The organism is Arthrobacter sp. RCC_34, from assembly GCF_041360795.1.
Lineage (GTDB): Bacteria > Actinomycetota > Actinomycetes > Actinomycetales > Micrococcaceae > Arthrobacter_E.
This window is the reverse complement of sequence record NZ_JBFUPW010000001.1, coordinates 565,782-592,419: the sequence shown is the minus strand read 5'-3', so window position 1 is coordinate 592,419 and position 26,638 is coordinate 565,782. Positions and strand designations below refer to the sequence as shown.

29 protein-coding genes and 1 riboswitch are annotated in these 26,638 nt (G+C 68.6%); of the genes, 14 read left to right on the top strand and 15 right to left on the bottom strand.

Annotation, left to right across the window (positions count from 1 at the left end):
• Window positions 1-43 precede the first annotated feature (43 nt).
• Window positions 44-1,255, bottom strand: coding sequence for a molybdopterin-synthase adenylyltransferase MoeB (gene moeB / locus AB6732_RS02815; protein WP_370958106.1), 1,212 nt, complete (start codon window positions 1,253-1,255; stop codon window positions 44-46).
• 104 nt (window positions 1,256-1,359) lie between these two features.
• On the opposite strand from moeB, the gene AB6732_RS02810 reads away from it, so the two are divergent.
• The 3 genes from AB6732_RS02810 to AB6732_RS02800 all read left to right on the top strand — a co-directional run bounded on the left by AB6732_RS02810 (window position 1,360) and on the right by AB6732_RS02800 (window position 2,836).
• Complete coding sequence (locus AB6732_RS02810; protein ID WP_370958104.1) at window positions 1,360-1,983, top strand: TetR/AcrR family transcriptional regulator; 624 nt, start codon at window positions 1,360-1,362, stop codon at window positions 1,981-1,983.
• 318 nt (window positions 1,984-2,301) lie between these two features.
• Complete coding sequence (locus AB6732_RS02805; RefSeq protein ID WP_066211181.1) at window positions 2,302-2,526, top strand: DUF3107 domain-containing protein; 225 nt, start codon at window positions 2,302-2,304, stop codon at window positions 2,524-2,526.
• A 7-nt stretch (window positions 2,527-2,533) separates the two neighbouring features.
• On the top strand, window positions 2,534-2,836 hold the full coding sequence (locus tag AB6732_RS02800) for a hypothetical protein (protein WP_107003580.1): 303 nt from the start codon (window positions 2,534-2,536) through the stop codon (window positions 2,834-2,836).
• A 189-nt stretch (window positions 2,837-3,025) separates the two neighbouring features.
• Here the strand turns inward: AB6732_RS02800 and AB6732_RS02795 are convergent, their stop codons facing one another.
• The 3 genes from AB6732_RS02795 to thiO all read right to left on the bottom strand — a co-directional run bounded on the left by AB6732_RS02795 (window position 3,026) and on the right by thiO (window position 5,257).
• Entirely contained in the window at window positions 3,026-3,823 is a 798-nt protein-coding gene (locus tag AB6732_RS02795; RefSeq protein ID WP_370958102.1) for a thiazole synthase, read from the bottom strand.
• Window position 3,824: 1 nt separating this feature from the next.
• On the bottom strand, window positions 3,825-4,061 hold the full coding sequence (gene thiS / locus AB6732_RS02790) for a sulfur carrier protein ThiS (protein WP_370958100.1): 237 nt from the start codon (window positions 4,059-4,061) through the stop codon (window positions 3,825-3,827).
• Complete coding sequence (gene thiO, locus AB6732_RS02785) at window positions 4,058-5,257, bottom strand: glycine oxidase ThiO (protein WP_370958098.1); 1,200 nt, start codon at window positions 5,255-5,257, stop codon at window positions 4,058-4,060. Before thiO ends, thiS begins: the two co-directional genes overlap by 4 nt.
• A riboswitch (TPP riboswitch) is annotated at window positions 5,253-5,369 on the bottom strand. (Overlaps the previous gene by 5 nt.)
• Before the next feature lie 27 nt (window positions 5,370-5,396).
• Between thiO and thiE the strand changes: the two genes are divergently transcribed.
• Complete coding sequence (thiE, locus tag AB6732_RS02780) at window positions 5,397-6,059, top strand: thiamine phosphate synthase (protein ID WP_370958096.1); 663 nt, start codon at window positions 5,397-5,399, stop codon at window positions 6,057-6,059.
• 96 nt (window positions 6,060-6,155) lie between these two features.
• Here thiE and AB6732_RS02775 read toward each other — a convergent pair whose 3' ends face one another.
• The 3 genes from AB6732_RS02775 to AB6732_RS02765 form a co-directional block, all read right to left on the bottom strand.
• The gene (locus AB6732_RS02775) at window positions 6,156-6,821 is read right to left on the bottom strand and encodes a DUF805 domain-containing protein (protein ID WP_370958094.1); all 666 of its coding nucleotides are present in this window, start codon (window positions 6,819-6,821) and stop codon (window positions 6,156-6,158) included.
• Window positions 6,822-6,925: 104 nt separating this feature from the next.
• Complete coding sequence (locus tag AB6732_RS02770) at window positions 6,926-7,564, bottom strand: DUF805 domain-containing protein (protein ID WP_370958092.1); 639 nt, start codon at window positions 7,562-7,564, stop codon at window positions 6,926-6,928.
• Between the two features lie 134 nt (window positions 7,565-7,698).
• Complete coding sequence (locus AB6732_RS02765) at window positions 7,699-8,583, bottom strand: DUF805 domain-containing protein (protein ID WP_370958090.1); 885 nt, start codon at window positions 8,581-8,583, stop codon at window positions 7,699-7,701.
• 132 nt (window positions 8,584-8,715) lie between these two features.
• Between AB6732_RS02765 and AB6732_RS02760 the strand changes: the two genes are divergently transcribed.
• The 3 genes from AB6732_RS02760 to AB6732_RS02750 all read left to right on the top strand — a co-directional run bounded on the left by AB6732_RS02760 (window position 8,716) and on the right by AB6732_RS02750 (window position 13,011).
• The gene (locus AB6732_RS02760) at window positions 8,716-10,233 is read left to right on the top strand and encodes an RNB domain-containing ribonuclease (RefSeq protein ID WP_370958088.1); all 1,518 of its coding nucleotides are present in this window, start codon (window positions 8,716-8,718) and stop codon (window positions 10,231-10,233) included.
• Between the two features lie 235 nt (window positions 10,234-10,468).
• Window positions 10,469-12,127, top strand: a complete 1,659-nt coding sequence (locus AB6732_RS02755) for a DEAD/DEAH box helicase (RefSeq protein ID WP_370958086.1) — start codon at window positions 10,469-10,471, stop codon at window positions 12,125-12,127.
• Window positions 12,128-12,135: 8 nt separating this feature from the next.
• The gene (locus tag AB6732_RS02750) at window positions 12,136-13,011 is read left to right on the top strand and encodes a site-specific DNA-methyltransferase (protein ID WP_370958084.1); all 876 of its coding nucleotides are present in this window, start codon (window positions 12,136-12,138) and stop codon (window positions 13,009-13,011) included.
• 118 nt (window positions 13,012-13,129) lie between these two features.
• On the opposite strand, the gene AB6732_RS02745 is transcribed toward AB6732_RS02750, so the two are convergent.
• Window positions 13,130-13,975 (bottom strand): PHP domain-containing protein, encoded by an 846-nt coding sequence (locus AB6732_RS02745; protein WP_370958082.1) that lies wholly within the window; start codon window positions 13,973-13,975, stop codon window positions 13,130-13,132.
• A 58-nt stretch (window positions 13,976-14,033) separates the two neighbouring features.
• On the opposite strand from AB6732_RS02745, the gene AB6732_RS02740 reads away from it, so the two are divergent.
• Window positions 14,034-15,596, top strand: coding sequence for an aminopeptidase P family protein (locus tag AB6732_RS02740; protein ID WP_370958080.1), 1,563 nt, complete (start codon window positions 14,034-14,036; stop codon window positions 15,594-15,596).
• A gap of 165 nt (window positions 15,597-15,761) precedes the next feature.
• Here the strand turns inward: AB6732_RS02740 and AB6732_RS02735 are convergent, their stop codons facing one another.
• The gene (locus tag AB6732_RS02735; protein ID WP_370958078.1) at window positions 15,762-16,739 is read right to left on the bottom strand and encodes a general stress protein; all 978 of its coding nucleotides are present in this window, start codon (window positions 16,737-16,739) and stop codon (window positions 15,762-15,764) included.
• A gap of 76 nt (window positions 16,740-16,815) precedes the next feature.
• Between AB6732_RS02735 and AB6732_RS02730 the strand changes: the two genes are divergently transcribed.
• Genes AB6732_RS02730 through AB6732_RS02720 form a run of 3 tightly spaced genes read left to right on the top strand, consistent with a single transcriptional unit; the run spans window position 16,816 to window position 19,881 of the window.
• Window positions 16,816-18,099 (top strand): magnesium transporter MgtE N-terminal domain-containing protein, encoded by a 1,284-nt coding sequence (locus AB6732_RS02730; RefSeq protein WP_066211215.1) that lies wholly within the window; start codon window positions 16,816-16,818, stop codon window positions 18,097-18,099.
• Complete coding sequence (locus AB6732_RS02725; protein ID WP_370958076.1) at window positions 18,092-18,754, top strand: DUF1003 domain-containing protein; 663 nt, start codon at window positions 18,092-18,094, stop codon at window positions 18,752-18,754. The genes AB6732_RS02730 and AB6732_RS02725 overlap by 8 nt, the downstream gene beginning before the upstream one ends.
• On the top strand, window positions 18,751-19,881 hold the full coding sequence (locus AB6732_RS02720) for an Mrp/NBP35 family ATP-binding protein (RefSeq protein WP_370958074.1): 1,131 nt from the start codon (window positions 18,751-18,753) through the stop codon (window positions 19,879-19,881). The genes AB6732_RS02725 and AB6732_RS02720 overlap by 4 nt, the downstream gene beginning before the upstream one ends.
• A 98-nt stretch (window positions 19,882-19,979) precedes the next feature.
• On the opposite strand, the gene AB6732_RS02715 is transcribed toward AB6732_RS02720, so the two are convergent.
• Together AB6732_RS02715 and sigE are read right to left on the bottom strand one after the other, a co-directional pair.
• Window positions 19,980-20,354 carry a twin-arginine translocase TatA/TatE family subunit gene (locus AB6732_RS02715; protein ID WP_370959583.1) on the bottom strand — a complete coding sequence of 125 codons (375 nt, stop codon included), beginning with the start codon at window positions 20,352-20,354 and terminating at the stop codon, window positions 19,980-19,982.
• A gap of 84 nt (window positions 20,355-20,438) precedes the next feature.
• Window positions 20,439-21,080: an RNA polymerase sigma factor SigE gene (sigE, locus tag AB6732_RS02710; RefSeq protein ID WP_307497613.1), complete on the bottom strand. Its 642-nt coding sequence runs from the start codon at window positions 21,078-21,080 to the stop codon at window positions 20,439-20,441.
• 158 nt (window positions 21,081-21,238) lie between these two features.
• Here sigE and AB6732_RS02705 point away from each other — a divergent pair, with 158 nt between their 5' ends.
• Complete coding sequence (locus tag AB6732_RS02705; protein WP_370958072.1) at window positions 21,239-21,871, top strand: O-methyltransferase; 633 nt, start codon at window positions 21,239-21,241, stop codon at window positions 21,869-21,871.
• Between the two features lie 110 nt (window positions 21,872-21,981).
• On the opposite strand, the gene AB6732_RS02700 is transcribed toward AB6732_RS02705, so the two are convergent.
• From AB6732_RS02700 to AB6732_RS02685, 4 genes are all read right to left on the bottom strand, one after another.
• A complete protein-coding gene (locus tag AB6732_RS02700) occupies window positions 21,982-22,152 on the bottom strand; it encodes a DUF3117 domain-containing protein (protein ID WP_307497615.1) in 171 nt (56 codons plus the stop codon).
• Between the two features lie 105 nt (window positions 22,153-22,257).
• The gene (locus AB6732_RS02695; RefSeq protein WP_370959582.1) at window positions 22,258-23,448 is read right to left on the bottom strand and encodes a hypothetical protein; all 1,191 of its coding nucleotides are present in this window, start codon (window positions 23,446-23,448) and stop codon (window positions 22,258-22,260) included.
• A gap of 58 nt (window positions 23,449-23,506) precedes the next feature.
• Window positions 23,507-23,887: a DivIVA domain-containing protein gene (locus AB6732_RS02690; protein ID WP_370958069.1), complete on the bottom strand. Its 381-nt coding sequence runs from the start codon at window positions 23,885-23,887 to the stop codon at window positions 23,507-23,509.
• A 67-nt stretch (window positions 23,888-23,954) separates the two neighbouring features.
• Window positions 23,955-24,731, bottom strand: coding sequence for a TIGR00730 family Rossman fold protein (locus AB6732_RS02685; protein WP_370958067.1), 777 nt, complete (start codon window positions 24,729-24,731; stop codon window positions 23,955-23,957).
• A gap of 104 nt (window positions 24,732-24,835) precedes the next feature.
• Here AB6732_RS02685 and AB6732_RS02680 point away from each other — a divergent pair, with 104 nt between their 5' ends.
• Together AB6732_RS02680 and AB6732_RS02675 are read left to right on the top strand one after the other, a co-directional pair.
• Window positions 24,836-25,591: an amino acid ABC transporter ATP-binding protein gene (locus tag AB6732_RS02680; RefSeq protein ID WP_208186400.1), complete on the top strand. Its 756-nt coding sequence runs from the start codon at window positions 24,836-24,838 to the stop codon at window positions 25,589-25,591.
• A gap of 113 nt (window positions 25,592-25,704) precedes the next feature.
• The gene (locus AB6732_RS02675; protein ID WP_370958065.1) at window positions 25,705-26,619 is read left to right on the top strand and encodes a glutamate ABC transporter substrate-binding protein; all 915 of its coding nucleotides are present in this window, start codon (window positions 25,705-25,707) and stop codon (window positions 26,617-26,619) included.
• Window positions 26,620-26,638 lie beyond the last annotated feature (19 nt).

Sequence of the window (26,638 nt, the reverse complement as noted above, 5' to 3'; positions counted from 1 at the left end):
GTACGCTGGAGCCAGAACTCCCCGGGCGCTCGGCCCGGAACCCTCAGTAGACCGGCTTGCCGGGCTCGACGTCCCGCACCCACGCCAGCACGCCGCCGTCGAGGTGGCTGACCTTCGTGTAGCCCTCGCGGCGAGCGGCCGCCAGGACGTTCGCGGAGCGGCTCCCCGCCTTGCAGTGGAACACGATCTCCGTGTCCCGCGGCAGCTCGTCCCACGCGTCGCCGGCCAGGATCCGGCCCTGCGGAATGAGGACCGAGCCGGGGATCGCCACGATGTCCCGCTCGCCCGTCTCCCGCACGTCCACGAGCAGGAAGTCCCGCGTCCCGGCGTCGCGCTCCTCCAGCATCGCGGCCAGGCGCCGCGCATCGATCACTCCGTCACTGTCGCCATCAGCCTCCGACGACGACGGCGCCTCCTCCGTGGGCGCCGTGCCGCAGAACGCGGCGTAGTCGCTCAGCTCGGTGATGGGCTGCGCCTCGGGATCCTTGAGCACGGTGATCTCGCGCCAGGACCCGCCCAGGGCATCGAACAGCGCGACGCGGCCCAGCAGGGACCGGCCCACGCCCGTCACGAGCTTGATGGCCTCGCTCACCATGAGGGATCCCACCGCGGCGCACAGCATGCCGAACACGCCTCCTTCGCCGCAGCTCGGCACGCTGCCGGCGGGCGGCGCCTCGGGGTACAGATCCCGGTAGGTGGGGCCGTGCTGCTCCCAGAACACGCTCACCTGACCGTCGAACCGGAAGATCGACCCCCACACGTACGGCTTGCCGGCGATCGCCGCGGCGTCGTTGACGAGGTACCGGGTCTCGAAGTTGTCGGCGCCGTCCAGGATCAGGTCGTACTGGCGGAAGAGCTCGACGGCGTTGGACGAGTCTAGACGGACGCGGTGCTGGACCACGGTCACCAGCGGGTTCAGCTCGGCGATGGCCAGCGCGGCCGACTCGGTCTTCGGCAGCCCCACACGATCCACCGTGTGCATCACCTGCCGCTGGAGATTGCTCAGCTCCACGACGTCGTCGTCCACCACGCCCAGGGTGCCCACGCCCGCCGCCGCGAGATAGAGCAGAGCCGGAGAGCCCAGCCCACCGGCGCCGATCACCAGGACGCGCGCGTTCTTCAGCCGGCGCTGACCCTCGGAGCCGATCTCCGGGATGATCACGTGCCGCGAATAGCGTTCGAGCTCTTCGCGGGTCAGATCCGCCGCGGGTTCGACCAGGGGCGGCAGGGCGGTGCGGGAAGTCAGGGAGGACATGTCTTCAATGTATGCCCACCGCCTCACACGCGTCATATTACCTATGGGTAAACTGGCCTTCACGCCGGACGCACAGGGATGGCGCTGGAAGTAAAGGATGGAATGTGACGGTGAGCGAAGCACGGCCGGGCGCTCGTACCGCGCGTCTTCCCCGGGACGAACGGCGGGCACAGCTGCTCCAGGCGGCCCAGGAAGTGTTCGTCGCGAACGGCTATCACGGCGCCGCGATGGACGAGATCGCCGAGACGGCCCGGGTCAGCAAGCCGGTCCTCTACCAGCACTTCCCCTCCAAACGGGAGCTCTTCCTCGCGCTCCTGGAAAGCCATCTGGCGGTGCTGACGGACATGCTCCTGACGGCCATCGACTCCACCACGGACAACAAGCTCCGCGTCCAGGCCGTCATGCGGGCGTACTTCGAATTCATGGCCGGCGACGATCAGGCGCACCGCCTGGTCTTCGAATCCGGGCTGACCAATGACGAGGAGGTCAGCGACCGTCTGGAGACGTTCAACCGGACCTTCGCGGACGCGGTCGCCCGGGTCATCGCCGAGGACACGAAGCTGCCTCTCCTGGAAGCACAGCTCCTGGGTCGCGGCTTGGCCGGGATGGCCCAGGTCAGTGCGCGCTATTGGCTCGAGACGGACGGGAAGCTCGACCTCGACGTCGCCAGCGACCTCATCTACCGCCTCGCCTGGCGCGGCATCAGCCGCTTCCCGAAGGAGAGCTGAGCGCCCGGCGTCCATGCCATGCCGCGCCCAGCGCTCCACCCCCGCGGTCTCAACCCACGCGCGCCGAACCGCTGAGTCCGCTGTCGACGTCGTGAGTCCGCTACACGATGTAGCGGACTCACACCCTGGGCAGCGAACTCAGCAGCTCCAGGGCCGGCAGGCCCTCGTTTCGACCGCTCCACCCGACCTCGTGTTCGCTCCCAGCGTGCCCGAACGGGCCTTCTCCCCCGGCCCGCCATATTAGGCTTGGAACAGCTGTTGAAGCCTGCGGTGCGCCGTGTTCGTCCGTGGCCCGCACGAAACTGCCAGGAGGCAATTGTGGAAGTAAAGATCGGCATCCAGAACGTAGCTCGCGAAGTCGTGTTCGAGTCCTCCGAGGAAGCGGAGGCCATCGCCACCGCCGTCTCCGAGGCGCTGGCCTCCGGCGGGCAGCTCTCCCTCACCGACGACAAGGGCCGTCGCGTGATCATCCCCGCCGCCGTCCTCGGCTATGTCGAGATGGGCCCGGAGGAGCAGCGCCGCGTCGGTTTCGGCGCTCTGTAAGGCAGACATGCTGTCCTTGATCATCCCGGTCCTGCTCGTGGCGGCCGTCGGCGCGCTCGCCTGGGCCGTCAACCGGCAGCGCGCCACGCTGGGCGCCGCACTCCCGGCCGGGGCGGGCGTCCTGGTCACCGCGCTGAGCTGGATCATCTTCATCGCGTTCGGACTGGGCTACCTGCCCGGCTGGACCTGGCTGCCGTGGATCGGACCGCTGGTCCTGGGCATTGCGGCGTCGTTCGCCGTGTCCTGGATCCTCAGCTCCCGCCGGTCCGCCGAGGACGCCAAGGCGCTGACGGAGATCCTGAAGGTCTGACTCAGTCAGCGCAGACGTCTTCAGGCCCGACGCCGAGGGGCGCCTCCCGTACCGTTCAGGTCCGGGAGGCGCCCCTCAGTCGTTGTGGCCAGGCGGGCCCAGGCCTGCCGCGCTGCGCAGCGGTCGGGCGCAGCCCGCGGTGCGCGCACGCGCCCGGAAGCCGGCGTCGTCTCTCAGTTCCGCAGTTCCTCAGAGGAACTCGGCGCGGCCCTCCATGCTGGACGAAGCCAGTGCGTGCTCGCGGCGCGGGATGCGGCCGGCGAGACGCGCCAGGCGGCCGGCCGTCACGGCGTGCCGGAAGGCGGTCGCCATGCGGGCCGGATCCTGCGCGCGGGTGACGGCCGTGGCCAGGAGCACCGCGTCGCAGCCCAGCTCCATGGCGAGCGCCGCGTCGGACGCGGTGCCGATGCCGGCGTCGAGCACCACGGGAACAGAGGCCCGGGAGACGATCACTTCGATGTTGTGCGGATTGAGGATACCCAGCCCCGTGCCGATCGGGGCGCCCAGCGGCATCACGGCCGTGGCGCCGAGCTGTTCGAGGCGCAGGGCCAGGACGGGGTCGTCGTTCGTGTAGGCGAAGACCTTGAAGCCCCGGGACACGAGCTGCTCGGTAGCGTCCACGAGCTCCACGGCATCCGGGAGCAGCGTGTGCTCATCGGCGATGACCTCGAGCTTCACCCAGTCCGTCTCCAGAGCCTCGCGCGCCAGTTCCGCGGTGAGCACAGCGTCGCGCGCCGTGAAGCATCCGGCCGTGTTCGGCAGGACGCGGATCCCCTGATCCACGAGCAGCTGGAACAAGGAGCCGCTTTGTGCCGGGCTGTACCGGCGCATCGCCACGGTGGTGAGCTCGGTCCCGGACGCGACGAGCGCTGCGCCCAGCCCTTCCAGGCTCGGCGCCCCTCCCGTGCCCATGATGAGCCGGGACCCCAGCTCCACACCGTCCACCACCAGCGGATCGAGCCCCTGGTCCTGCAGGATCTCCGTCATGTCAGCCTCCCTGCACCGCGGTCACGAGTTCCAGTTCATCGCCGTCTTCCAGCGCAGTCCCGGACCACAGGCTCCGCGGGATCACCGTGGCGTTCCGGGCCACGGCCATCCCGACGCGGCGTCCGTCCGCGGCCCGTCCATCGGCCAGGATCTCGCGACCCGTCACCTGAGAGACCAGGACCGCCACGGTGGCGTCCTCCCCCACGGCGCGCTCTTCGCCGTTCACCGTGATGTTCATGCGTGCGCCTCCACTGTGTTCTCCTTCAGAAGTCCCGGGCTGAACCGGTCGGGCCGGAAGGCCGCCCAGCGCCCGTCGTCGTGTCCGTCGAGCAGGTCCAGGACCGCCCGGGCCGCCACCGGCGTCAGCAGGACGCCGTGCCGGAAGAATCCCGTGGCGATGACCAGACCCGCCACCTCGCCGCCACCTGCCGCGGCGACCCGCCCGAGCAACGGCGCATTGTCCGGTGTCCCGGGCCGCGCCCGGGCCGTGATCTCCTCGAGTTCGAGCTCCGCGACCGCGGGGACCAGCTGCTGTGCGTCCCGGAGCAGCTGGTGCACACCGCCCGCCGACACTCCGGCCTGCCCGTCCTCGCGCTGGGTCGCTCCGATGACCACCGTGCCGTCCTCGCGGGGCACGAGGTAGACGGGGAGGCCACGGACCGAGCCGCGCACCGTCGCGGAGAGGAAAGGCCGCAGGCGTTCCGGGACCCGCAGGCGCAGGATGTCCCCGTGCACCGGGCGCAGCGGCAGGTCGAGCCCCTCGGGAAGCTCTCGCAGTTCGGGCGATGCCAGGCCGTTCGCCACGACGACCTCGTCCGCGGTCACGACACGGCCCGAGGCGAGCAGGACCCCCGTCACCCGGCCCGCCGTGGAGCCGCCGTCGTCGTCCGCCTCCCAGCGGAGAGCCTCCGCGCGCTCCGTCAGCACCGTCCCGCCGTCGCGACGGAAGGCCTCCAGCATCGCGGCGTGCAGAATCCGCGGGTCGACCTGGTGGTCACCCGGGGTGAGGAACGCCCCCGACAACTGGGGAGACAGCAGTGGCTCCATCCTGCGGGCCTCCCGCAGCGACACCGCCTGGACCTCCAGTCCATGCGCCTGCTGCGCCGCCTGGAGATCGGCGAGTGCGGCACGGTCGGCCGCGTCGAAGCCGACCACGAGCGTCGGCGTCGTCCGATGGCCGTTGGAGGGTCCGAACGGGGCCGCGAAATCCTCCCAGAGCGCTGCCGACTCCAGGGTCAGGGCGAGGAGGTCTTCCTCCTGATAGTGGTATTCGCTCACCGGGGCCAGCATGCCGGCGGCGGCGAAGGTCGCGCCCTGCGCCGGGGCCGGATCGATGAGCGTCACGCGACGGCCGGAGCGCAGCAACGTCCAGGCGATCCCCAGGCCCACGATGCCCGCGCCGATGACGGCCACGTCCGCCGGCTCCTGCTCCATGCTCCTCGTCCTTCCCTACGCCGGTACTAGCCGGATCAGGTGTGGCGGTCGGCGCTCAAGCCCTCTCAGCCGGCGAATGTGACCATCCGCTCCGGCTCCCGCAGTACCGCACCAGTCTAGAGGAACTAGGCTGAAGCCCATGGGTAATCGAGCAATTGCGACACCTTCCCTCGCCGCCGCACGGCTGTACGTCTGCACGGATTCGCGGGCGGAACGGGGCGACTTCGCGGACTTCGTGGATGCCGCGTACTCCGGCGGGGTGGACATCATCCAGCTGCGGGACAAGACGATCGAGGCCGCCGAGGAACTGGAGCTCCTCGCCGTGCTCCGGGAGGCCGCCGAACGCCACGGGAAGCTCTGGGCCGTGAATGACCGCGCCGACATCGCGCAGCTCTCCGGCAGTCCGGTGCTGCACCTCGGCCAGAAGGACCTGCCGCTCCCTGCCGCGCGCTCCCTGCTGAACGACGACGTCGTGCTGGGCCTCTCGAGCCACGCACCGGAGCAGGTGGACGCCGCCCTCGCTGCCGCGGCCCGCGGCGAGACCGACTACTTCTGCGTGGGACCGCTCTGGGCCACGCCGACCAAGCCCGGCCGCGCCGGAGTGGGTCTCGACCTCGTCCGGTACGCGGACTCGACCGGGACCTCCGTGCCATGGTTCGCCATCGGCGGCATCGACCACGGGAACGTGGCCCAGGTGGTCGAGGCCGGGGCGCGCCGCGTGGTCGTGGTCCGCGCCGTCACCGAAGCCTCCGACCCTGCGGACGCCGCCCGCCGCCTGCTGGCGGAGCTCCCCGACGCCTGACACCTCCTTTTAAATAGACAGCCACAGCCTTTAAACAACCACAGCCCCGGCGCCTTCTCGCGAAGGTGCCGGGGCTGTGGCCGTTGGAGCACGAACCTACTGGATTTCGTACTTCATGCCCTCGGGCTTGCTGGGCATGGCGCACAGCACGATGAGGATGATGCCACCCACGTACGGGATGAGCGACAGGAAGAACATCGGGCCGGGGAAGCCTGCATCATGCAGACGGCGCCACGCGACGGCGATGTACGGCACCAGGAGCGCCAGGGCGATGATTCCGCCGAGGATCAGGAGGATGGTGCCGAAAACCATCGCTCCGGTGAAGGTGACGTCCGAGGAGGACGTGTAGCCGGTCGAGGAGTCCGAGTACGCGGACTGGGAGACGACCCCACTGATGATGAGGGCATAGCCGATGGCGATCGGGATGCCTGCCACCAGCGCCTGGAACAGGTACCAGAACCAGAACTCACTGCGGCTGGCACGGCCCTTGAAGTTCGCGTAGTTGCTGAAGCCCATCTTGATGGCCTGCGTGAACCCTACGCTCGGGCGCGGGACGTAGGGCGGGTAGAGGCCACCGCTGTAGGCGGGCTGGCCGTACGGGCTGGCGGGCTGCTGCTGGTAGCCCTGCTGACCGTACTGGGGAGCCTGGGGGGCTCCGTACTGAGGAGCCTGAGGAGGCTGCTGGGCTCCGTACTGGGGAGCCTGCGGCGGCTGCTGCGGCTCGCCGCCGTTGTTGTTCTGCCAATCGGGTTGCTGCGTCATGGTCCTGTCTTTCCCTGATCTGGGTGCGCTTGATGCTTCTTTAACGTACAGTCTCCACCACATCTCCCCTTCGCTCAATGGGGAAAACTCCCCATTGAACAGGCTTAATATCCGTACTTCATCCCTTCGGGACTGCTCTCCATGGCCAGGAGCGCCAGGATGATCACCGAACCGAACGGCGCGAGGCTCAGCAGGATGAACCAGCCGCTGTATCCGGCGTCATGCAGGCGGCGCACCCGCAGGGCGAGCCCCGGGATCAGCAAGGCCAGGGCCACGACGACGAAGAGGACGCCCAGGACGATCCCGGCCACCAGCGGAGCGCTCCAGATGAAGTCGACGTCCCGACTGCGGTACCCGGTCCGCGAGGAGTCCGACAACGCTCCGCCCAGCGACGTCATGAAGCCGACGAACAGGAAGAAGTACGCCACGTAGCCGAGAATCCCGAGGACCAGATACTCGAAGACGAACCACCACCAGAACTCGGAGTTGACCGCGCGGCCGTTGAAGGTGGCGTAGTTGCGGAAGCCGGACTTGATCGCCTCCACGAAACCCACCTTCGGACGGATCACGAACGGAGCGGGCTGGCCCCAGCCCGGCGCCTGCCACGCCGGAGGCTGCCAGGCGGGACCGCCCTGGGGGTACGCCGGAGGGTGAGGCTGCGGATACGGCTGCGGGCCGGACTGAGCAGGCTGCGGGCCGGGCTGAGGTGGGATGTCGCCGGAGTGGTTCGGAGGCTGGCTCATGGTCACGCTTTCCCTGGTGGTGTGCTGTTCTCCCGCCAGTCTCGCCCACCATCGGCTTCAGGGAAAGGAACGGCCGCCACGGAGAGTCTCCGTGGCGGCCGTTCCAGGCTCAGTTCAGACTGTCGACGACGGCGTCAGACGCGGCTGTCGAAACGCGCGCCTTCGGGCTTGGGAGCCTGAGCCCACAGGAACAGGAGCACCAGGTTGCCGATCGGCACGAGGTAGAGGAGCAGGAACCAGGCGCTGAAGTTGGCGTCGTGCAGACGGCGAGCCCCGACGGCCGCGGTCGGCACGATCACCGCCAGCGAGAACAGCCCCGCGATGCCCCAGAAGATGAAGCCGATGATCATCAGGGCATTGGTGTTCACCTGGGCCTGGCCGGTGCCCGGGATCTCCGTGTAGTCACCGTTGGCGACCGCCTGCGACAGGCCGGTGCCGAAGAAGATCGCCGCAAGGGTGCTGAGAACCACCGCGATCACGGCCACGAAGACGAACCACCACCAGAATTCCGGACGGCCCGCACGTCCCGTGAAGGTGGCGTACTTCCGGAACACGGTCTTGATGGCGGCCATGAAGCCGAGGTTCGTTCCCGGGTCCAGGGGTCCGGGCGCCGCGGCGGACTGACCGCCGTAGACCGGCTGCTGCTGGTTGCCATACTGCTGCTGAGCATACGAGCCGCCGGTCTGCCCGTACTGCTGCGGCGCGGCCTGGCCGGCCTGCTGGTACTGGCCCTGCTGCGCGTACCCCTGCTGAGGGGCCTGCTGGTACTGCTGCGGGTACCCCTGCTGCGGCTGGCCATACTGCTGCTGACCGTATTGCTGCTGGTACGGACTTTGAGCCTGCTGCTGTCCGTACTGCTGCTGGGGCTGACCGTACTGCTGGGGCTGGTTCCAGTTCTGCTGACCAGGCTGCTGCCCCTGCTGGGACGGCGCACCCTGGGTCGGTGCGTTCTGGGGGCGCTGCGGGGGGACCGGCGGCTGCTGGGGATTCGGCTGCTGCGACTCGGGCTGATTGGTCATGGCTTGCCCTGCTCCTGACTGGCCACTGACGGCCGTGACACGCGGTGATGATTTTGCAGTCAGTATGCCAGAAGCAGGAATCAGCGGGATGTCGGAGAAGCCGGGAGACCGCCCGGGGGCTAGCCTGTGAGCGTGACGAACACATGGATCCCCAGCGGCGCCCAGGGCGTTCAGGACGGTCTCGCCGAGGCGCTCACCGCACTGCGCGAAGAACTCGAAGTCCCCCGGGCCTTCCCGCCTGACGTCCTCGAGGAGACCGAACGCGTCATCCGCACCCGGGAACTCCCGCCCTGGGACCGCACCGATCTGGAACTCGTGACCATCGACCCGGCGTCGTCCACGGATCTGGACCAGGCCGTGTTCATAGAACGTCACGGCGACGGCTACACCGTCTACTACGCCATCGCCGACGTGCCCTCCTTCATCACACCGGGCGGGGCGCTGGATGCCGAATGCCGGCGTCGGGGGCTCACGCTGTACGCTCCGGACGGCCGCATCCCGCTGCATCCCGAAGCGATCTCCGAGGACGCCGGAAGCCTGCTGCCCGACGTCGACCGGGGCGCCTTCCTCTGGGAGTTCACGCTCGACGCCACCGCCGCCGTCGTGAACGCCACGGTCCGCCGGGCCCGCGTCCGCTCGCGCGCCAAGCTGAGCTATCAGGGTGTGCAGGAGGCCATCGACGGCGGCACCGCCGACGCGTGCCTCCAGCTCCTTAGGGAGGTGGGCCTGAAACGAATCGAGCTCGAACGCCTCCGGGGCGGCGCCTCCCTGAAGCTCCCGGCTCAGGTGGTCGAACAGGACCCGGAGACTGGAGCCTACCGCCTCATCACCGAGGTCCCGCTGCCCGTGGAGGACTGGAACGCGCAGGTCTCCCTCATGACCGGCATGGCGGCCGCGGACCTGATGGTGCGCGGCTCCGTGGGCATCCTGCGGACCATGCCGCCTCCTGACGCGCGGTCCCTGGAGACGTTCGAACGCCAGACCGCCGCTCTCGGCAAACCGTGGAAGGCCGACGGTCCGGGTGGCATGAGCTACGGCGAATACCTCAGGACGCTCGACCCGGCCCAGCCGAAAGACCTCGCGATCGTCCATGCGGCGGCAGCCCTCTTCCGCGGAGCGGGCTATGTGGCATTCGACGGCGAGGTCCCCGAGAACACCGTCCAGGCCGCTATCGCGGCGCCTTATTCCCATGCGACCGCGCCGCTGCGCCGGCTCGTCGACCGCTGGGTGCTCGTGGTCTGCGAAGCACTCAGCCAGGGCACTGAAGTCCCGGCCTGGGCCAGGGAGAGTCTGCCACTGGTGCCCGACCTCATGAAAGCCGCCGAGCAGCGCTCGTCACGCCTGGACCGCGCCGCGATCGACACTGTCGAAGCCGCCGTCATGCTGCCCCGGCTGGGCGAGGTCTTCGACGCCGTGGTCATCTCCACCGGCAACGGAAAGAACGCCACCGCTCCGGTCGCGACCGTCCAGCTGCTCGATCCCGCGGTGTCGGCGCGCTGCACCGGCGCCATGGAACCCGGGACGCGGGTGAAGGTGCGCCTGGACGCCGCCGACATCCAGCGGCGCACGGTCACCTTCAGTCTGGTCGAGGACGCCCCTTCGGGCTCAGCCGAGGGAGGAAATCCAGGGAATCAGCCCTCCATCCCCTAGAATGAGGGGGTAGTCATGGATGCCCGGTCGTTGATTGACCATTGATTTCCCCCGCCCCGCCCGTTCTACACGGGCCCGGCACCCCTGATGGCCGCCAGTGCGGCCCACGCAGACCGCGATCGGCTTCCACCCGTACTCCGCCTTCTCCGGGACCTTTCCTGGAACGACCGGTGCCGTCGCCAAGGTTGGCAGACGCCCGTCCCGGCGCTGGCGGAGCAATGCCAAGGAGGCACGCGTGAGCGAAACCCACAGTCATGAAGTCCTGGTCGACACCAGCGGCACCGAGAGTGTCGAGCCGGAGGAGACCATCACCACCACGGCGGAACCGCACGCCGAGGTCCAGAAGACCTTCGCGGACTTCGGCGTCCGCGCCGAGATCGTCGATTCCCTGGCCCAGGCCGGAATCATCCACCCCTTCCCCATCCAGGCGCTGACGCTCCCCGTCGCTCTCGGCGGGCACGACATCATCGGCCAGGCGAAGACCGGCACGGGCAAGACGCTCGGCTTCGGCGTCCCGGCGCTGGAACGCATCGTCACCAGCGATGACCCGAAGTACGCGAAGCTGCAGGTCCCAGGCGCCCCGCAGGCCCTCGTGATCGTCCCCACCCGTGAGCTCGCCGTGCAGGTCGCCAACGACCTCGCCACCGCCAGCCGCCTGCACCAGGTCCGGATCGCCACCATTTACGGCGGCCGCGCGTATGAGCCGCAGATCGAGGCCCTTCAGAACGGCATCGACCTCGTGGTCGGCACCCCAGGCCGCCTGATCGACCTGTACAAGCAGCGCCACCTCAACCTCTCCAACATCAAGATCGTGATCCTCGACGAGGCCGACGAGATGCTGGACCTGGGCTTCCTCCCGGACGTCGAGACCCTGATGGCCGCCACCCCGGCCGGCACCCGTCAGACCATGCTCTTCTCCGCCACCATGCCCGGCCCGGTCATCGCCATGGCCCGCCGGTACATGTCGCGCCCCACCCACATCCGTGCGGCGGACCCGGACGACGAGGGCCTGACCAAGCGGGACATCCGCCAGCTGGTGTACCGCGCTCACTCACTCGACAAGATCGAAGTGGTGGCGAGGATCCTCCAGGCACGTGGCCGTGGCCGCACCGTCATCTTCACCAAGACCAAGCGCACCGCCGCGAAGGTCGCCGAGGAGCTGGTGGACCGCGGCTTCGCCGCCGCCGCTCTGCACGGTGACCTGGGCCAGGGCGCCCGCGAACAGGCCCTGCGCGCCTTCCGCAACAACAAGGTGGACGTCCTGGTCGCCACCGATGTCGCCGCCCGCGGCATCGACGTCGACGACGTCACCCACGTCATCAACTACCAGTGCGTCGAGGACGAGAAGATCTACCTCCACCGCGTGGGCCGCACGGGCCGTGCCGGCAACAAGGGCACCGCCGTGACCTTCGTGGACTGGGAGGACATGCCCCGCTGGGCCCTCATCAACAAGGCTCTGGGCCTCGACTTCGCCGAGCCCGTGGAAACCTACTCCTCCTCCGCGCACCTCTACACGGATCTGGACATCCCGGAAGGCACCAAGGGCCGGCTGCCCCGGGACAAGCGCGTCCTCGCCGGTGTGGACGCCGAGGTCCTCGAGGATCTGGGCGAGACCGGCAAGCGCGTCGCCAAGCGCCCGTCGTCCTCCTCCCGTGGTGACCGCCAGCGCGACGGGGAGCGCCGCTCCGGCGGCCAGCGCGGCGAGGGTGCTTCCGCGGACGGCGAGGGCCGCCGTCGTCGGACGCGTCAGCCTGACGCCGAGACCGCCGAGGCTCCCGCCGCCGAGAAGAAGACCGACGACGACGCCCGTCGCCGCCGCCCGCGCAACCGCACCCGCCGCCGCAACGGCGAGGTCGTGGCTCGCGAGGCCGGCGCCCCCGCCCAGGAATCCTGACGGGATCCATGGCCCGGACCGCTGAACAGCTCTGGCAGGCGGACGGCGGGAACCTGGTGGTCCAAGCGGACAACGCCGGGTTCCTGCCGTCCCTGCCGGATGACTCGTTCACGCTCATCTACATCGATCCCCCGTTCAACACGGGCCGCACCCAGCGCCGCCAGCAGACCACCATGGTCCGCAGCGCGGAGGGCGAGGGTGACCGGATCGGATTCCAGGGACGCTCGTACCAGACGCTCCGGGGGGATCTGCATCGCTACGACGACGCCTTCGAGGACTACTGGGCGTTCCTGGAGCCCCGGCTCCGCGAGGCGTGGCGGCTCCTGGCCCCGGACGGGACGCTGTACCTGCACCTGGACTACCGCGAGGTGCACTACGCCAAGGTGATGCTCGACGCGATCTTCGGCCGGGAGTGCTTCCTCAACGAGATCATCTGGGCCTACGACTACGGCGCCCGCGCCCGGCGTCGCTGGCCCGCCAAGCACGACAACATCCTGGTCTACGTCAAGGACCCGGAGGCGTATCACTTCGACGCGGCCGAGGTGGACCGCGAACCGTACATGGCCCCCGGTCTCGTGACCGAAGAGAAGCGCCAGCGCGGGAAGCTCCCCACGGACGTCTGGTGGCACACGATCGTCTCCCCCACCGGCAAGGAGAAGACGGGCTACCCGACGCAGAAGCCGGAAGGTCTCCTGCGCCGCATGGTCATGGCGTCCACCCGGCCGGGCGACTGGTGCCTGGATTTCTTCGCGGGTTCCGGAACCCTCGGCGCGGTGGCCGCCAAGACGGGCCGCCGCTTCGTCTGCGTGGACGAGAACCCATCGGCAGTGTCCGTCATGGCGACCCGCCTCGCGGACTCCGCCACGGTGCATACGCTGGGCTGAGAGCACCTTCCCGGCATCGTGTGCCGTTGGTGACGGTTTGCGCCCTTGTTGGCGTGGCGCGCCCCCATTGCGGCGCATTGCGTCGACAGGGGCGCCGAGACCGGCGAAACAGGCCCCCTCAGCCCCGGATCACGCTGCCGTGGCCCTGGTCCTCGATCCGGGCGAACTGTTCCGGGGACGTCAGGTTCTCGCCCAGCAGATTGGGCTTGCCCTTGCCGTGGTAGTCGCTGGAGCCCGTGACGATGAGATCGTGCTTCGCGGCGAGGCCCAGCAGGTATTCGCGGCCTTCGCGCGGATTGTCCCGGTGCCAGACCTCCAGGCCGGCGAGGCCGGCGTCGATCATCTCATGGAAGGTCCGCTCCCCCACCACGCGGCCGCGAGCGCTGGCCACCGGATGGGCGAACACGGGGACACCGCCTGCGTCCCTGACGAGCTCGACGGCGAGGGCCGGCTCCACGGCGTAGTGCTGCACGTAGTACCGCGAATGGGACGTCAGGATGGTGGCGAAGGCCTCGGTCCGGTCACTCACGATCCCCGCGGCCACGAGAGCGTCGGCGATGTGCGGGCGGCCCACGGTGGCGCCCGGCGCCAGGTGCTGGGTGACGTCGTCCCAGTTGAGTGGGTAGTCCTCGGCGAGCAGCGCGACCATGTGCTCGGCCCGGCTGAGCCGTGCGTCGCGGGCCTTGGAGATCTCCTCCAGCAGGCCGGGGTGCGTGGGATCGTGCAGGTAGGACAGCAGATGGACGCTGATGCCCTCGGAAGTGCGACAGCTGATCTCCATGCCGGGCACCAGGGCGACGCCCAGCCCCTTCGCCGCCTCAGCGGCCTCGGCCCACCCGTCGGTGGTGTCATGGTCCGTCAGCGCGACGACGTCGAGCCCGGCCTGAGCGGCGGAGGCCACGAGGTCGGCGGGCGGCTGAGTGCCGTCCGAGATGTTCGAGTGTGCATGCAGGTCGATCCTCACGCTCCCAGCGTAGTCCCGGCGGACCCGCGGAGCTCCGGATCAGTGAGACGATAGGAGGGTGAATGACGCAGAACACACCACTGATGCCAGCACCCAGCCGTTGGAGGACCGTGTGAACAACCGTTCGCAGCGCCCCTCCTCCGATGCCTTCAAAGCCTTCATGGCCGGCAGCTGGGCTCCCGCCTCGCAGGAGCTCCCGGCCGAGGAAGCCGTCGCCGCACACGCCGCCCGCCGTCGTCGCGCGATCTCGGACCAGTTCAAGGGCGAACGCCTGGTGATCCCCGCCGGTCCGCACAAGGTCCGCAGCAACGACACCGACTACCGCTTCCGCCCGCACTCGGCCTTCGCGCACCTGACGGGCCTGGGCGTAGACCACGAGCCGGACGCGGTCCTGATCCTCGAACCCACCGATGACGGCCAGGGCGACGACGGCGGCCACCACCACGCCACCCTGTACTTCCGTCCCATGGCCGGCCGCGACACCGAGCAGTTCTACGCGGACGCACGGTCTGGCGAGTTCTGGATCGGCCCGCGCCCGAGCCTGGCAGATCTGAAGGCGCGCCTCGACCTGGCGACCGCCCACCTCGACGAGCTCGAAGTGGCGATCACCAAGAACGTCGGCGCATCCGAGATCGGCGGCATCTCCATCCGCCTGCTCCGCAAGGTTGACGAGAACATCGACGCCCTGGTGGACACCGCTCGCTACAACACCGCCCAGGACCCCGAGAACCTGGACCTCTCCCAGCTCGACGCTCTGGACGAGAAGCTGGCCGAGGCCCTCTCCGAGCTGCGCCTGATCAAGGACGAGTGGGAGGTCGAGCAGCTCAAGCTGGCCGTCGCCGCCACCATCGAAGGCTTCCACGAAGTGGTCAAGGCCCTGCCCCGCGCCGTCGCCCACCACCGCGGTGAGCGCGTCGTGGAAGGCGCGTTCTTCGCGAAGGCCCGCGAGGAAGGCAACGACCTCGGTTACGACACCATCGCCGCCTCCGGCAACAACGCGACCATCCTGCACTGGATCAACAACAACGGTCAGGTGAAGGAGGGCGACCTCCTCCTCCTGGACGCCGGCGTCGAGGCGGAGAGCCTCTACACCGCGGACATCACCCGCACCCTGCCGGTCAACGGCACCTTCTCCGAGGTGCAGCGCCGCGTCTACGAAGCCGTCCTGGACGCCGCCGACGCGGCCTTCGCCGCCGCACGCCCGGGCCTGAAGTTCCGTGAGCTGCACCAGATCGCCACCCGTGTCCTGGCCGAGCGCCTGGCCGAGTGGGGCCTGCTGCCCGTGACCGTGGAGGAGGCCGTCGCGGAAAGCGGTCAGCAGCACCGCCGCTGGATGCCGCACGGCACGAGCCACCACCTCGGCATGGATGTCCACGACTGCGCCCAGGCCAAGCGCGAGCTGTACCTGGACGCCGAACTCGTCGAGGGCATGGTGTTCACCATCGAGCCGGGTCTGTACTTCAAGTCCGAGGATCTCGCGATCCCGGAGGAGTACCGCGGCATCGGCGTGCGCATCGAGGACGACATCCTCGTGACGGCGGACGGCGCCGTGAACCTGAGCGCCGCGCTCCCCCGCACGGCCGACGACGTCGAGGCCTGGATGGCCGGCCTGCGCGGCTGAGTGCCGCTCACCGCCGTCGTGGCGCGCTGAGCGCGACAGCGTGAGCACCGCGCCCCGGGCATGAGAATGGCCCCGCACCGGAATCCCGGTGCGGGGCCATTCGTCGTTCCGGACCCGTGCGACGCGCGGCGTCACATTCCGTGGTCCCGCCGGAGCGGGCCGGGGCTACTCGCCTCGGGGATCCTTGGGGTGCGGCTCGCCGTGCTGGTCCTGCTGAGGCTCGTCATGCTGCCCCTCCTGCTGCTGGGAGTGCTCGCCGTGCGGCTCCGCCTGCGGAGCGGCGTCGTGCTGCTGCCCGGCATCGATCTGCTGTTCCGCGTGCTGCTGTTCCGCGGACTGCGGCTCAGCCTGCTGCGGTTCCTGGGCCGGTGCCGCGGGAGCTGCCGGAGGCGTCTGGTTCAGCCGGACGCCGTACTGCGGGCGGCCGTCCGGGAGGTCGCGGTAGTCCGAGGACACCGTGGACGGGGCCTGCTGTTCCGGCGTCTGAGCCTGCTGCACGGCATCCTCGGAGCGCTGCCCGTAAGGATTGCCCCAGCCCTCGGGCCGCTGCGGCTCCTGTGGCGCCTGCGGCTGGCCGTGGCCCTGCCCGTATCCGGGGTGCTGACCACCCTGCGGACCCTGCTGCTGGCTGTGCTGACGGGCGCCGCCGTCGTTGCCCCGCATGGGGAGCTGCAGGAGCAGCCGGCTCGCTTCCCCCGCGACCTCGGGAGCCACGATCACGTCATAGCTGCTGGCCAGCACCTGGCTGGTCGAGGTGAAGTCCCGCTTGCCCCGCTGCATCGCGTAGCTGACGATGCCGAAGAGCGCGAAGAAGGCCGCGCCCATCAGCACCGAGGTCACCACGGAGAACGCGCCGCCCGGAGAGAACAGGGACAGCAGCAGACCGATGAAGAGACCGAACCACACACCGCTGAGCAGGCCGGACATGGCCACGCGCGGGTAGCTCAGACGGCCGGTCACGCGTTCCACGAGTTTCAGGTCGTTGCCCACGATCGAGACGTACTGGACGGGGAACTGCTGGTCCGCCAGGTAGTCCACGGCCTTCTGGGCATCGAGGTAGGAGTTGTAGGAGCCCACCGTCACGCCCTGCGGCACGGAACGGAGCTCCTCGGGAATCCTGGGTGCACCAAACAAGTTCGACATACCCACATTCTTGCCTATTCAGCCGGGCTGCAACCGGAATTCAGCCAAACGTGGACGAAGTGGATAGCCTAGTCGGGTGAGCAACCCTACTTCCCGCGTCTTCGTTGCCCGCCTCCTCGGTCTGGATGTCTTCGACCCTTTGGGTGATCGGCTCGGACGCGTCCGCGACGTCGTGGTGCTGGCCCGCGCCAACAACGCGCCTCCGCATGCGGTCGGCCTGGTGGTGGAAGTCCCGGGCAAGAAACGCGTCTTCGTGCCGATGACGCGCGTGACGAGCATGGACCAGGCCCAGGTCATCAGCACCGGGCTCGTCAATCTGCGCCGCTTCGAACAGCGCGGCATGGAGACCCTGGTGGTCGCCGAGATGTTCGACAGCCGGGTCACCCTCACGGACGGCTCGGGCTCGGCCACGATCGAGGACATCGCGATCGACCAGCACCGCTCGGGCGACTGGTTCGTCTCCAAGCTTTTCGTGCGCCGCGGGCACTCGTTCTCCCCGCTCGCCCGGCTGCGCCGCAACGAGACCATGATCATCAACTGGACGGACGCCGTCCCGGCCGCGGCCACCGAACCGCAGGCCGCCACGGCCTTCGTCGCCAGCCACGAGGACCTCAAAGCCGCAGACTTCGCCGAAGCCCTGCAGGAGATGAGCGACAAGCGCCGCTTCGAAGTGGCCAGCGAACTCCAGGACGAACGTCTCGCCGACGTCCTCCAGGAACTCCCCGAAGAGGATCAGGTGGAGATCCTGTCCTCCCTGGACCGCGAGCGCGCCGCCGACGTGCTCGAGGAGATGGACCCGGACGATGCCGCCGACCTCCTCTCCGAACTCCCCGAGGCGCAGCAGGAGGAACTCCTGCAGCTCATGGAGCCCGAAGAGGCCGAGGATGTGCGGCGCCTCCTGGAGTACGACGAGGACACCGCGGGCGGTCTCATGACCCCGGTCCCCGTGATCCTCCCGCCGGAGGCCACCGTGGCCGAGGCCCTGGCCCACGTGCGCCGCGAGGAGCTGACCCCGGCGCTCGCGTCCTCCATCTTCATCGCCCGCCCGCCGCTGGAGACCCCCACGGGCCGCTTCCTCGGCGTCGTGCACATTCAGCAGCTTCTGAGGTATCCCCCGCCCGAACCGATCGGCAACCTCGTGGACAAGAACCTGGAGCCTGTCCAGGATCAGGCCCACATCAGCGAGGTGGCCCGCATCATGGCGGTCTACAACCTCAATGCCCTGCCCGTGGTGAACGACACCGGCCGCCTGGTCGGCGCCGTCACCGTCGATGACGTCCTGGATCACCTCCTGCCCGAAGACTGGCGCGCCCACGCCGAGGACGTCCCGTTCAAGAAGCTGAGGGGTCGCAATGGCTGACAACAGGGATCGCCGCCCCGGGGCGGAGAAGAACAGCCTGGACACCCCCCGTGCCGCACGGGGCCGGTTCTTCCCCCGGTTCTCCCCCAACCCGGACGCTTTCGGCAAGGCCACCGAGGGCTTCGCCCGTTTCATGGGCACCCCGCAGTTCCTCGTCTACATGACGATCTTCTGTGTGTTCTGGCTGGCCTGGAACAGCTGGGCGCCCGCCGACTGGCAGTTCGATCAGCAGGCGCTCGGGTTCACCCTCCTGACGCTCATGCTCTCCCTCCAGGCCTCCTACGCGGCGCCGCTGCTCCTCCTCGCCCAGAACCGGCAGGACGACCGTGACCGCGTGGCCCTGGAACAGGACCGCCAGCGCGCCGAGCGGAACCTCGCGGACACCGAGTACCTCACCCGTGAGCTCGCCGCGCTGCGCGTCGCGCTGCGCGAGGTCGCCACCCGTGACTACGTCCGCGCCGAGATGCGGTCTCTCCTCGAAGACATCATCGAGGCTCAGGAGGAGTTCCATTCGGGCGAGGACGGCCCCGGCGACGGCGAGACCACGGCGGACAAGGTCAAGGAGAAGATCCGCGACAAGCGGGACCGTCAGCGCGGTCCGCGCACCCAGCAGATCCCGAAGATCAAGAAGCCCAGCCAGGACCCGGGAGCATGACACCGCCCACCACGGAGCAGCTGCAGCACGCCCTGGACACGGTCATCGACCCCGAACTCCGGCGCCCCATCACGGAGCTGGGCATGGTCGACTCGGTGACGATCGACGACGACGGCGCGGTCCGTCTGCGCGTGCTCCTCACCATCCAGGGCTGCCCCCTGCGGGACACGATCACAGCCGATGCGACGGCGGCGCTGTTCACGGTCCCCGGAGTGACGGCCGTCGACGTGGAGCTCTCCGTCATGACCCCGGAGCAGCGGCAGGCGCTCAAGGATCAGCTCCGCGGTCCCGGCGACACTCGCGGGATCCCGTTCAACCAGCCCGGCAACTTCACCAAGGTGTTCGCGGTGACGAGCGGCAAAGGCGGCGTCGGCAAGTCCTCCGTGACGGTGAACCTCGCGTGCGCCCTGGCGGCCCGGGGCCTCCGCGTGGGGATCGTCGACGCCGACGTCCACGGCTTCTCCGTCCCCGGCCTCATGGGCATCACCCAGTCCCCGACCCGCGTGGACGAGCTGATCCTGCCGCCCGTGGCCCACGGGGTCAAAGTCATCTCGATCGGCATGTTCGTGGAGGGCAACGCCCCCGTGGCCTGGCGCGGCCCCATGCTGCACCGCGCCCTGGAGCAGTTCCTCTCCGAGGTGTACTTCGGCGACCTGGACTACCTCTTCCTGGACCTGCCCCCGGGCACCGGCGACATCGCCATCTCCGTCTCGCAGCTCCTGCCGTCCGCCGAGGTCCTCGTGGTCACCACCCCTCAGTCGGCGGCGGCCGACGTCGCCGAACGCTCCGGCACGGTCTCCACGCAGACCGGCCAACGGGTGGTCGGCGTGGTCGAGAACATGTCGTACCTCGACACCCCCGGCGGTGAGCGACTCGAAGTGTTCGGCTCAGGAGGCGGTGAGACGCTCTCCCAGCGCCTCACGGAGACTCTCGGCTACCAGGTCCCACTGCTCGGTCACTTGCCCCTGGAAATCGCGCTCAGGGAGGGCGGGGACTCCGGAATGCCGGTCGTCCTGGCCCACCCGGACGCCGCGGTCTCCCGTGAGCTGCTCTCAGTGGCCGACGCGCTGGCCGCCAAGCCACGCGGACTGAGCGGGCTTTCGCTCGGAGTCACCCCGCGGGGGTGACCTCGGGCAGTCCAGCCGGCCACGGCTCACCCTGGAGACGACGACGGCGCGCCGACCATCGGATGGTCGGCGCGCCGTCGTCGTACTGGCAGCTCTGCTCAGGTGGCCTCGGTGTCGAAAGGCGCGCTCTCGCCTTCGGCCAGTCGCGGGATCTCCCGCTCCGGCATGGCGGTCGCGACGGCGGCCGCACCCACGGCGGCCGAGGCTGCGGCCGGGGCGTCCGGCTCCAGCAGGGCTTCGCGGATGATGCGGCGGGGATCGTACTGACGGGGGTCGTACTTGCGCCAGTCGACCTCGTCGATGTCGATGCCGACCTCGTCCTTGATCTGCTCACGGGCGCCGGAAGCCATCTTCCGGACTCCGCGGACCAGATTCATCAGGCCCTGAGTGTATTCGGGCAGACGCTTGGGGCCGATCACCAGAATGCCGATGATCAGCAGGATCAGGAATTCTGGCCCATTAATACCGAATATCACGTTGGAAAGACTACCCTCTCCCCCGCCTCCCGGACGATCCCGGAGGCGGGGCCGGACTTCAGTGACACGGAGCGGATCCGGTCAGTGGATTCCCGCCACGCGAGGGAGCTTGAGCTGGGGCCGTCCGGTGGCCGTGCGGCGCGGATCGCGGTCCGCCAGAGCGGTCCGGAGAAGCGCGCGCCCACGGTGGATCCGGGAACGCACGGTGCCGAGCTTGATGCCGAGCGCGGTGGCGACCTCATCGTAGGAGAAACCCTCGATGTCGCACAGGATCACGGCCGTGCGGAATTCGATCGGCAGCTTGTCCAGCGCGGCCTGGATGTCGGAGTCCAGGTTGTTGAATTCGAAGCTGCGTTCCGGGCTGGTCTCGTTGCCGGGGATCCGCTGGTCGGCGTCCTCGGGCAGTCCGTCGAAGCGGATGCGGGCCTTGCGGCGCACCTGGTCCAGGAAGAGGTTCGTGGTGATCCGGTGCAGCCAGCCGTCCAGCGTGCCCGGCTTGAACTTGTCGAGGGACTTGAAGGCACGGACGAAGACCTCCTGCGTGAGGTCCTCGGCGTCGTGGCGGTTGCCCGTGAGACGGAAGGCGAGTCGGAAGACCTTGGCGGAGTGGTTGGTGACCACTTCCTCCCAGCTGGGGCGCTTCCATTCCTCCAGCGGCGTCTCCACCTGGCCGGAGTCCTCGACTGCCACCGCGGTGGCAGGATTGTCAGCCATGTTCAGCATGTCCTGCTCCCTTCCGATCCATCCCCCGATGGCGGGTATGCGCCATACCGAGCCCCGGCTTCAATCGCCAGCACTTTGACCGTTATCATGTCAAGGTTCCCTGTGAAATATCTGGGGAGCTTCTTCCAGATACATCTTTTCCGCAGAGGGCGAACCACATGAGCACCGACAAATCCACCAGCTGGTCCTTCACCGAAGGCCTGCCGGAGGAAGACCAGGTGCTCCTCCGGGCACGGGAACGTGCTTTCGACCTGGGGGTTCCCGCGATCTCCGCGGGCACCGGCATGGCGCTGTCCGTCCTCGCCGCCAGCGCGAAGGCCCGGACCGCCGTGGAGATCGGCACTGGCGCGGGCGTCTCCGGCGTCTACCTGCTGCGCGGGCTCTCCCCGCAGGCGGTCCTGACCTCGATCGATCACGACGTGGAGCACCTCCGTGCGGCCCGTGTGGCGTTCGCCGAAGCCGGAGTCCCCGCCAACCGCACCCGCACCATCTCCGGCCGCGCTCAGGACGTCCTGCCGCGCCTCACCGATTCCGCCTACGACCTCGTCTTCATCGACGCCGACAAGGCTCAGGCGCCCTTCTACGTCACCCAGGCCCTCCGCCTGCTCAAGCCCGGCGGGGTGCTCCTGCTCAACGACGCCCTCGACCGCGACCGCGTGAGCAACCCCGCCAACCGCGACCAGACCACCGTCGCCCTGCGCCAGCTCATCAAGAGCCTGCGCGAGGACGAGGGCGTGCTGGCGACCGTGTTCACCACCGGCGACGGCCTCCTCGCCGCGGTCAAGCGCTGAGCTATTCCGCGGAGCTCGGCACGCACGCTCGGATGCCGCGGCCTTAAATACCTCAGCAGCCTTAAATACCGCAGCGCGGCCGCTTTCCAGCAGCCGCGCTCCGTGTGGCTTCAGCTCTGCGTCACGCCCTCCAGGCAGCCCTTGAGCTCAGCGGCCTCCGCGGCGTTGAGCTCCACCACCAGGCGGCCTCCGCCTTCCAGCGGGACCCGCATGATGAGACTGCGTCCTTCTTTGGTCACTTCCATGGGTCCGTCCCCGGTCCGGGGCTTCATGGCGGCCATAGGAGATTCTCCTTGTGTTCGTCGAGTGCGTCCTTCCCATTATCCCCTGAGTCGCGCGTCACAGGCTAATCGATGGACCAACCCGGACATCGGCCAGGCCCCAGGTCACGGAGGATAGTCACCGCCGCCCGGCAACTGGGCCCACGCCCAGAGCCAGACGATCCATACGATCTGGAGCAGGGAGAACATCAGGACGACCGTCCAGCGGTAGGCCCGCGAACGCGAGACGAATGCCGTGGCGAGTGCCAGAGGGAAGAGGGGCAGCAGCATCCGGAAGGTGCTGGTCTGAGGGTGCAGGAAGGCCAGCAGGTACCCGAAGTAGCAAGCACACCACAGGCGGAGTTCGACGCCGATCGCCCGGACCGCCGGAGCCTTCAGCAGGGCCCACGCGAAAACGCCCACGAATGCCAGGAGCGTGACCGGACCCAGACCCGGGCCGAGGAGCCCGACGGCCATGTCCCACCACGGTTTGAACGGCACCAGGTCGGTCCCCCGCCAGACGGTCTCGGTGCGGGTGTAGGCCTGAGGGTCCCCGGTCTTCAGCCAGGCGAGCGCCGGCCAGGCGAGTGCGGCCGCGCAGGCCACCACGGTCAGCGCCGCGTGGCGCAGCAGGGAGCCGAGCTCGTCCGGGGCCGGCCGGCGTCGTGCGCGGAAGAGCAGCCAGAGGCGGTGGACCAGCAGCAGTCCCACGAGCGCGCCGAAGGGCACCCCCGTGGGCCGGGACAGCGCCGCGAGGATGACGAACGGGATCGCGGCGAGGTACCGCTGCCGCACGAGCGCCAGAAGCGACGCCGCCAGCAGCAGGAGGTTGAGCGACTCCGCGTACGGCACCTGCAGGATGCCGGAGACGGGGAACACCGCCACGAAGGCCGCACCCCAGAACGCCGTGCGGTGGGAAGCGAAACAGAGGAAGAGACGGTGGATCACGAGCACGGCGCACAGGCCGGCCACCATGGCGATCACCGTCAGGGAGGCCAGGACCGGAATCCCCAGGAGGCCGGAGAGGGCCTTCCCCAGCAGCGGGAACAGTGGGTAGAAGGCCCACGCGTTCTCCTGGACGTTGCCGAGGGCGTCGACCGGGAGCTGTGACGGGTAGCCCTGCTCGGCGGCCGTCTGGTACCAGCGGCCGTCCCAGATCGTGATGAAATCCCAGTACCCGGGGCTCGCGGGCATCCAGGGATTCATGCCCTGTTTGAAGGCCGCGCCGGAGAAGACGAAGAAACTGAAGACGCGGGCCGCCACGTAGACCGCGCTGAGCTGCGCCCACCAGGGCCAGCTCCGCGGCGCGGTGATCATCCCCCGGACGCGCGGCGCCGGTTCGGACCCGTCCCGGCGGAGCTCCTGGGAGACCGGCTCACTCATGCGGCTGGTCACCGGTCGCCGGCCCGACGACGGCGGACCCCGCCGTCAGCTCCGCGAGCCGGCCCCGCAGTCGGCTCAGTTCGCTCTGCTGAACGGCGAGCTGATCCCGCAGACGGTCGAGAACCTCATCGACCTGGTCCATCCGGTACCCGCGCAGGCCGAGCGAGAACCGCAGCCGGTCCACATCCGCGGGCGTGGGGCGTTCCGGGAGCAGCACGGCCGGCAGGTTCGCCGCCGGCTCCTCGAAACCGTCCTCCAGATCGGGGGCACTCAGGGATCGTCCTCCCACCTTGATCCTGCGCAGCAGCGGCGTGGCCATGACGAAGGCCGCGCCGAGCACCACGATCGCGAGGAACACCAGGAGGAAAGTCATGCCTCCATGGTGCCAGAAAGCCCCGCCCCGGCCGACAAGGGACCAGGACGGGGCTTCCGCGTGCGGACTACTCGGGACGCTCGTCCGAGGTGCCCGGGTGGACGTCGTGGAGCACCCGACGCACGGCGTCGTCGGGGTCGTCCACCAGCTGGATGAGGTTGAGGTCCTGCGGGGACACCATGCCTTCGGCCACGAGCGTCCCCTTGATCCACTCGAGCATGGGTGTCCAGTAGTCCACGCCCACCAGCACGATGGGGAAGGAGGTCACCTTGTGGGTCTGGACGAGGACCATGGCCTCGAACAGCTCGTCGAGAGTGCCCAGGCCTCCGGGCAGCACCACGAACCCCTGGGCGTACTTCACGAACATCGTCTTGCGGGCGAAGAAGTACCGGAAGTTGACGCCGAGGTCAACCCACTCGTTCATGCCCTGCTCGAACGGCAGCTCGATGCCGAGGCCCACCGAGACCCCGCCGCCCTCGACGGCACCCTTGTTGGCGGCCTCCATCGAGCCGGGCCCGCCACCCGTGATCACCGCGACGCCGCTCTCCGCGAGCTTGCGGCCGATCTGCACACCGAGTTCGTAATACCGGGAACCGGGTTTGGTGCGGGCCGAACCGAACACGCTGATGGCCGGTCCGAGGTCCGCCAGGGCGCCGAAGCCCTCGACGAACTCGCTCTGGATCCGCATGACGCGCCACGGGTCGGAGTGGACGAAGGCGCCCGGCGTGCCGCTGTCCAGCAGCCGCTGGTCCGCCATTTCGATGCCGGCCTGCCCGCGCCGCAGTTCCACGGGGCCGCGACGCCGGGGTTCGTTGTGCCGGGGGGAAGTGAAGTGCGTGCTCATGGTCTTAGGCTAACGGGATCAGCCCAGCTCAGCGTGGATCACAATCCGGCAGAGATTGTGCGCTTGAGTTCACATTGCCCAAAAGATGTGACTAAGGTCATGGCATGACCGCACATGAGGAAGGGGAGGCCCTCGTCTCCCTCAAGGGCGTTAACAAGCACTACGGCGCATTGCACGTTCTGCAGGACATCAATCTGCAGGTGAAGCGCGGCGAGGTGGTGGTGATCATCGGGCCGTCCGGGTCCGGGAAATCCACGCTGTGCCGGACCATCAACCGCCTGGAGACCATCGACGACGGTGTCATCACCATCGACGGCAAGGAGCTCCCGGCGGAAGGCAAGCAGCTCGCGAATCTGCGAGCCGATGTCGGCATGGTGTTCCAGTCCTTCAACCTCTTCGCGCACAAGTCCATCCTGGACAACGTGACGCTGGGCCCCATCAAGGTCAAGAAGCAGGACAAGGCCACCGCCGAGCGCGATGCGAGCGCACTCCTGGAACGGGTGGGGGTGGGCAAGCAGGCCCCCAAACTCCCCGCCCAGCTTTCGGGAGGCCAGCAGCAGCGTGTGGCGATCGCCCGTGCTCTGGCCATGAAGCCCAAGGTCATGCTGTTCGACGAACCCACCAGCGCCCTGGACCCCGAGATGATCAACGAGGTCCTGGACGTCATGGTCCAGTTGGCCAAGGAGGGGATGACCATGATCGTGGTGACTCACGAGATGGGCTTCGCCCGGAAGGCCGCTGACCGGGTGGTGTTCATGGCCGATGGGCAGATCGTGGAGGATTCCGAGCCCGAGGCGTTCTTCACGAATCCTCAGAGCTCCCGCGCCAAGGACTTCCTGTCCAAGCTGCTCACCCACTGAACCTGCTCAACCACTGAACCTGTCAACACTCGATTGCTCAGTACCGAGCCACGCACCCGGCTCATCTCCATCTCCCCGGTCTGCCGACCGGACACGGAAAGGGAACGACAACCATGAGGAAGCTTTTCACCGGCCGCACCGCGGCACTGGGCGCCGCTGCCGCGGCGCTCGCCCTGACGCTCTCCGCCTGTGGCGGCTCGAGCGGCGGTTCCCCGAGCGACGGCGCCGCAGGCGGCGGTGACGCACCGTACACCGTCGCCAAGGACGTCTCCCTGACGGGAAGCCCCACCTTCGACAAGATCAAGTCCAACGACAAGATCCGCATCGGCGTCAAGCAGGACCAGCCCGGCCTCGGCTTCAAGGATGCAGCCACGGGTGAGTTCAGCGGATTCGATGTGGAGATCGCCAAGTGGATCGCCGCCTCGCTGGGCTACGACAAGAGCAAGATCGAGTTCAAGCCGATCCCCTCCGCCAACCGCGAGTCCGCGATCCAGAACGGTGACATCGACTACTACGTCGGCACCTACTCCATCACCGACAAGCGCAAGAAGCAGATCGACTTCGCCGGTCCGTACTTCGTCACCGGTCAGGGTCTGCTGGTGAAGTCTGACAACACGACAATCAAGAGCGAGAAGGATCTGGACGGCAAGAAGGTCTGCTCGGCCACGGGTTCCACTCCGATCCAGAACATCAAGGAGAACTTCAAGTCCGCCAAGCCGGTCGAGTTCGAGAACTACTCGCAGTGTGTCGCCGCGCTCAAGGACGGTTCCGTGGACGCGGTCACCACGGACCAGGCCATCCTGCTGGGTTACGCGTCGCAGGATCCTGACAAGGCGCTCAAGGTGGTGGGTGAGCCCTTCACCACCGAGAAGTACGGCGTCGGCATGGCCAAGGGTGACGCCGCCCTTCGCCACTTCGTGAACAAGCTGTTCACCGACGGCAAGGACACCTGGACGAAGATCTACGACTCGACCCTGGGCAGCACGGGCACCAAGGTGCAGCAGCCGTCGGTGGACGACTATCAGTGACACCTCTCGTGGGGCGGGA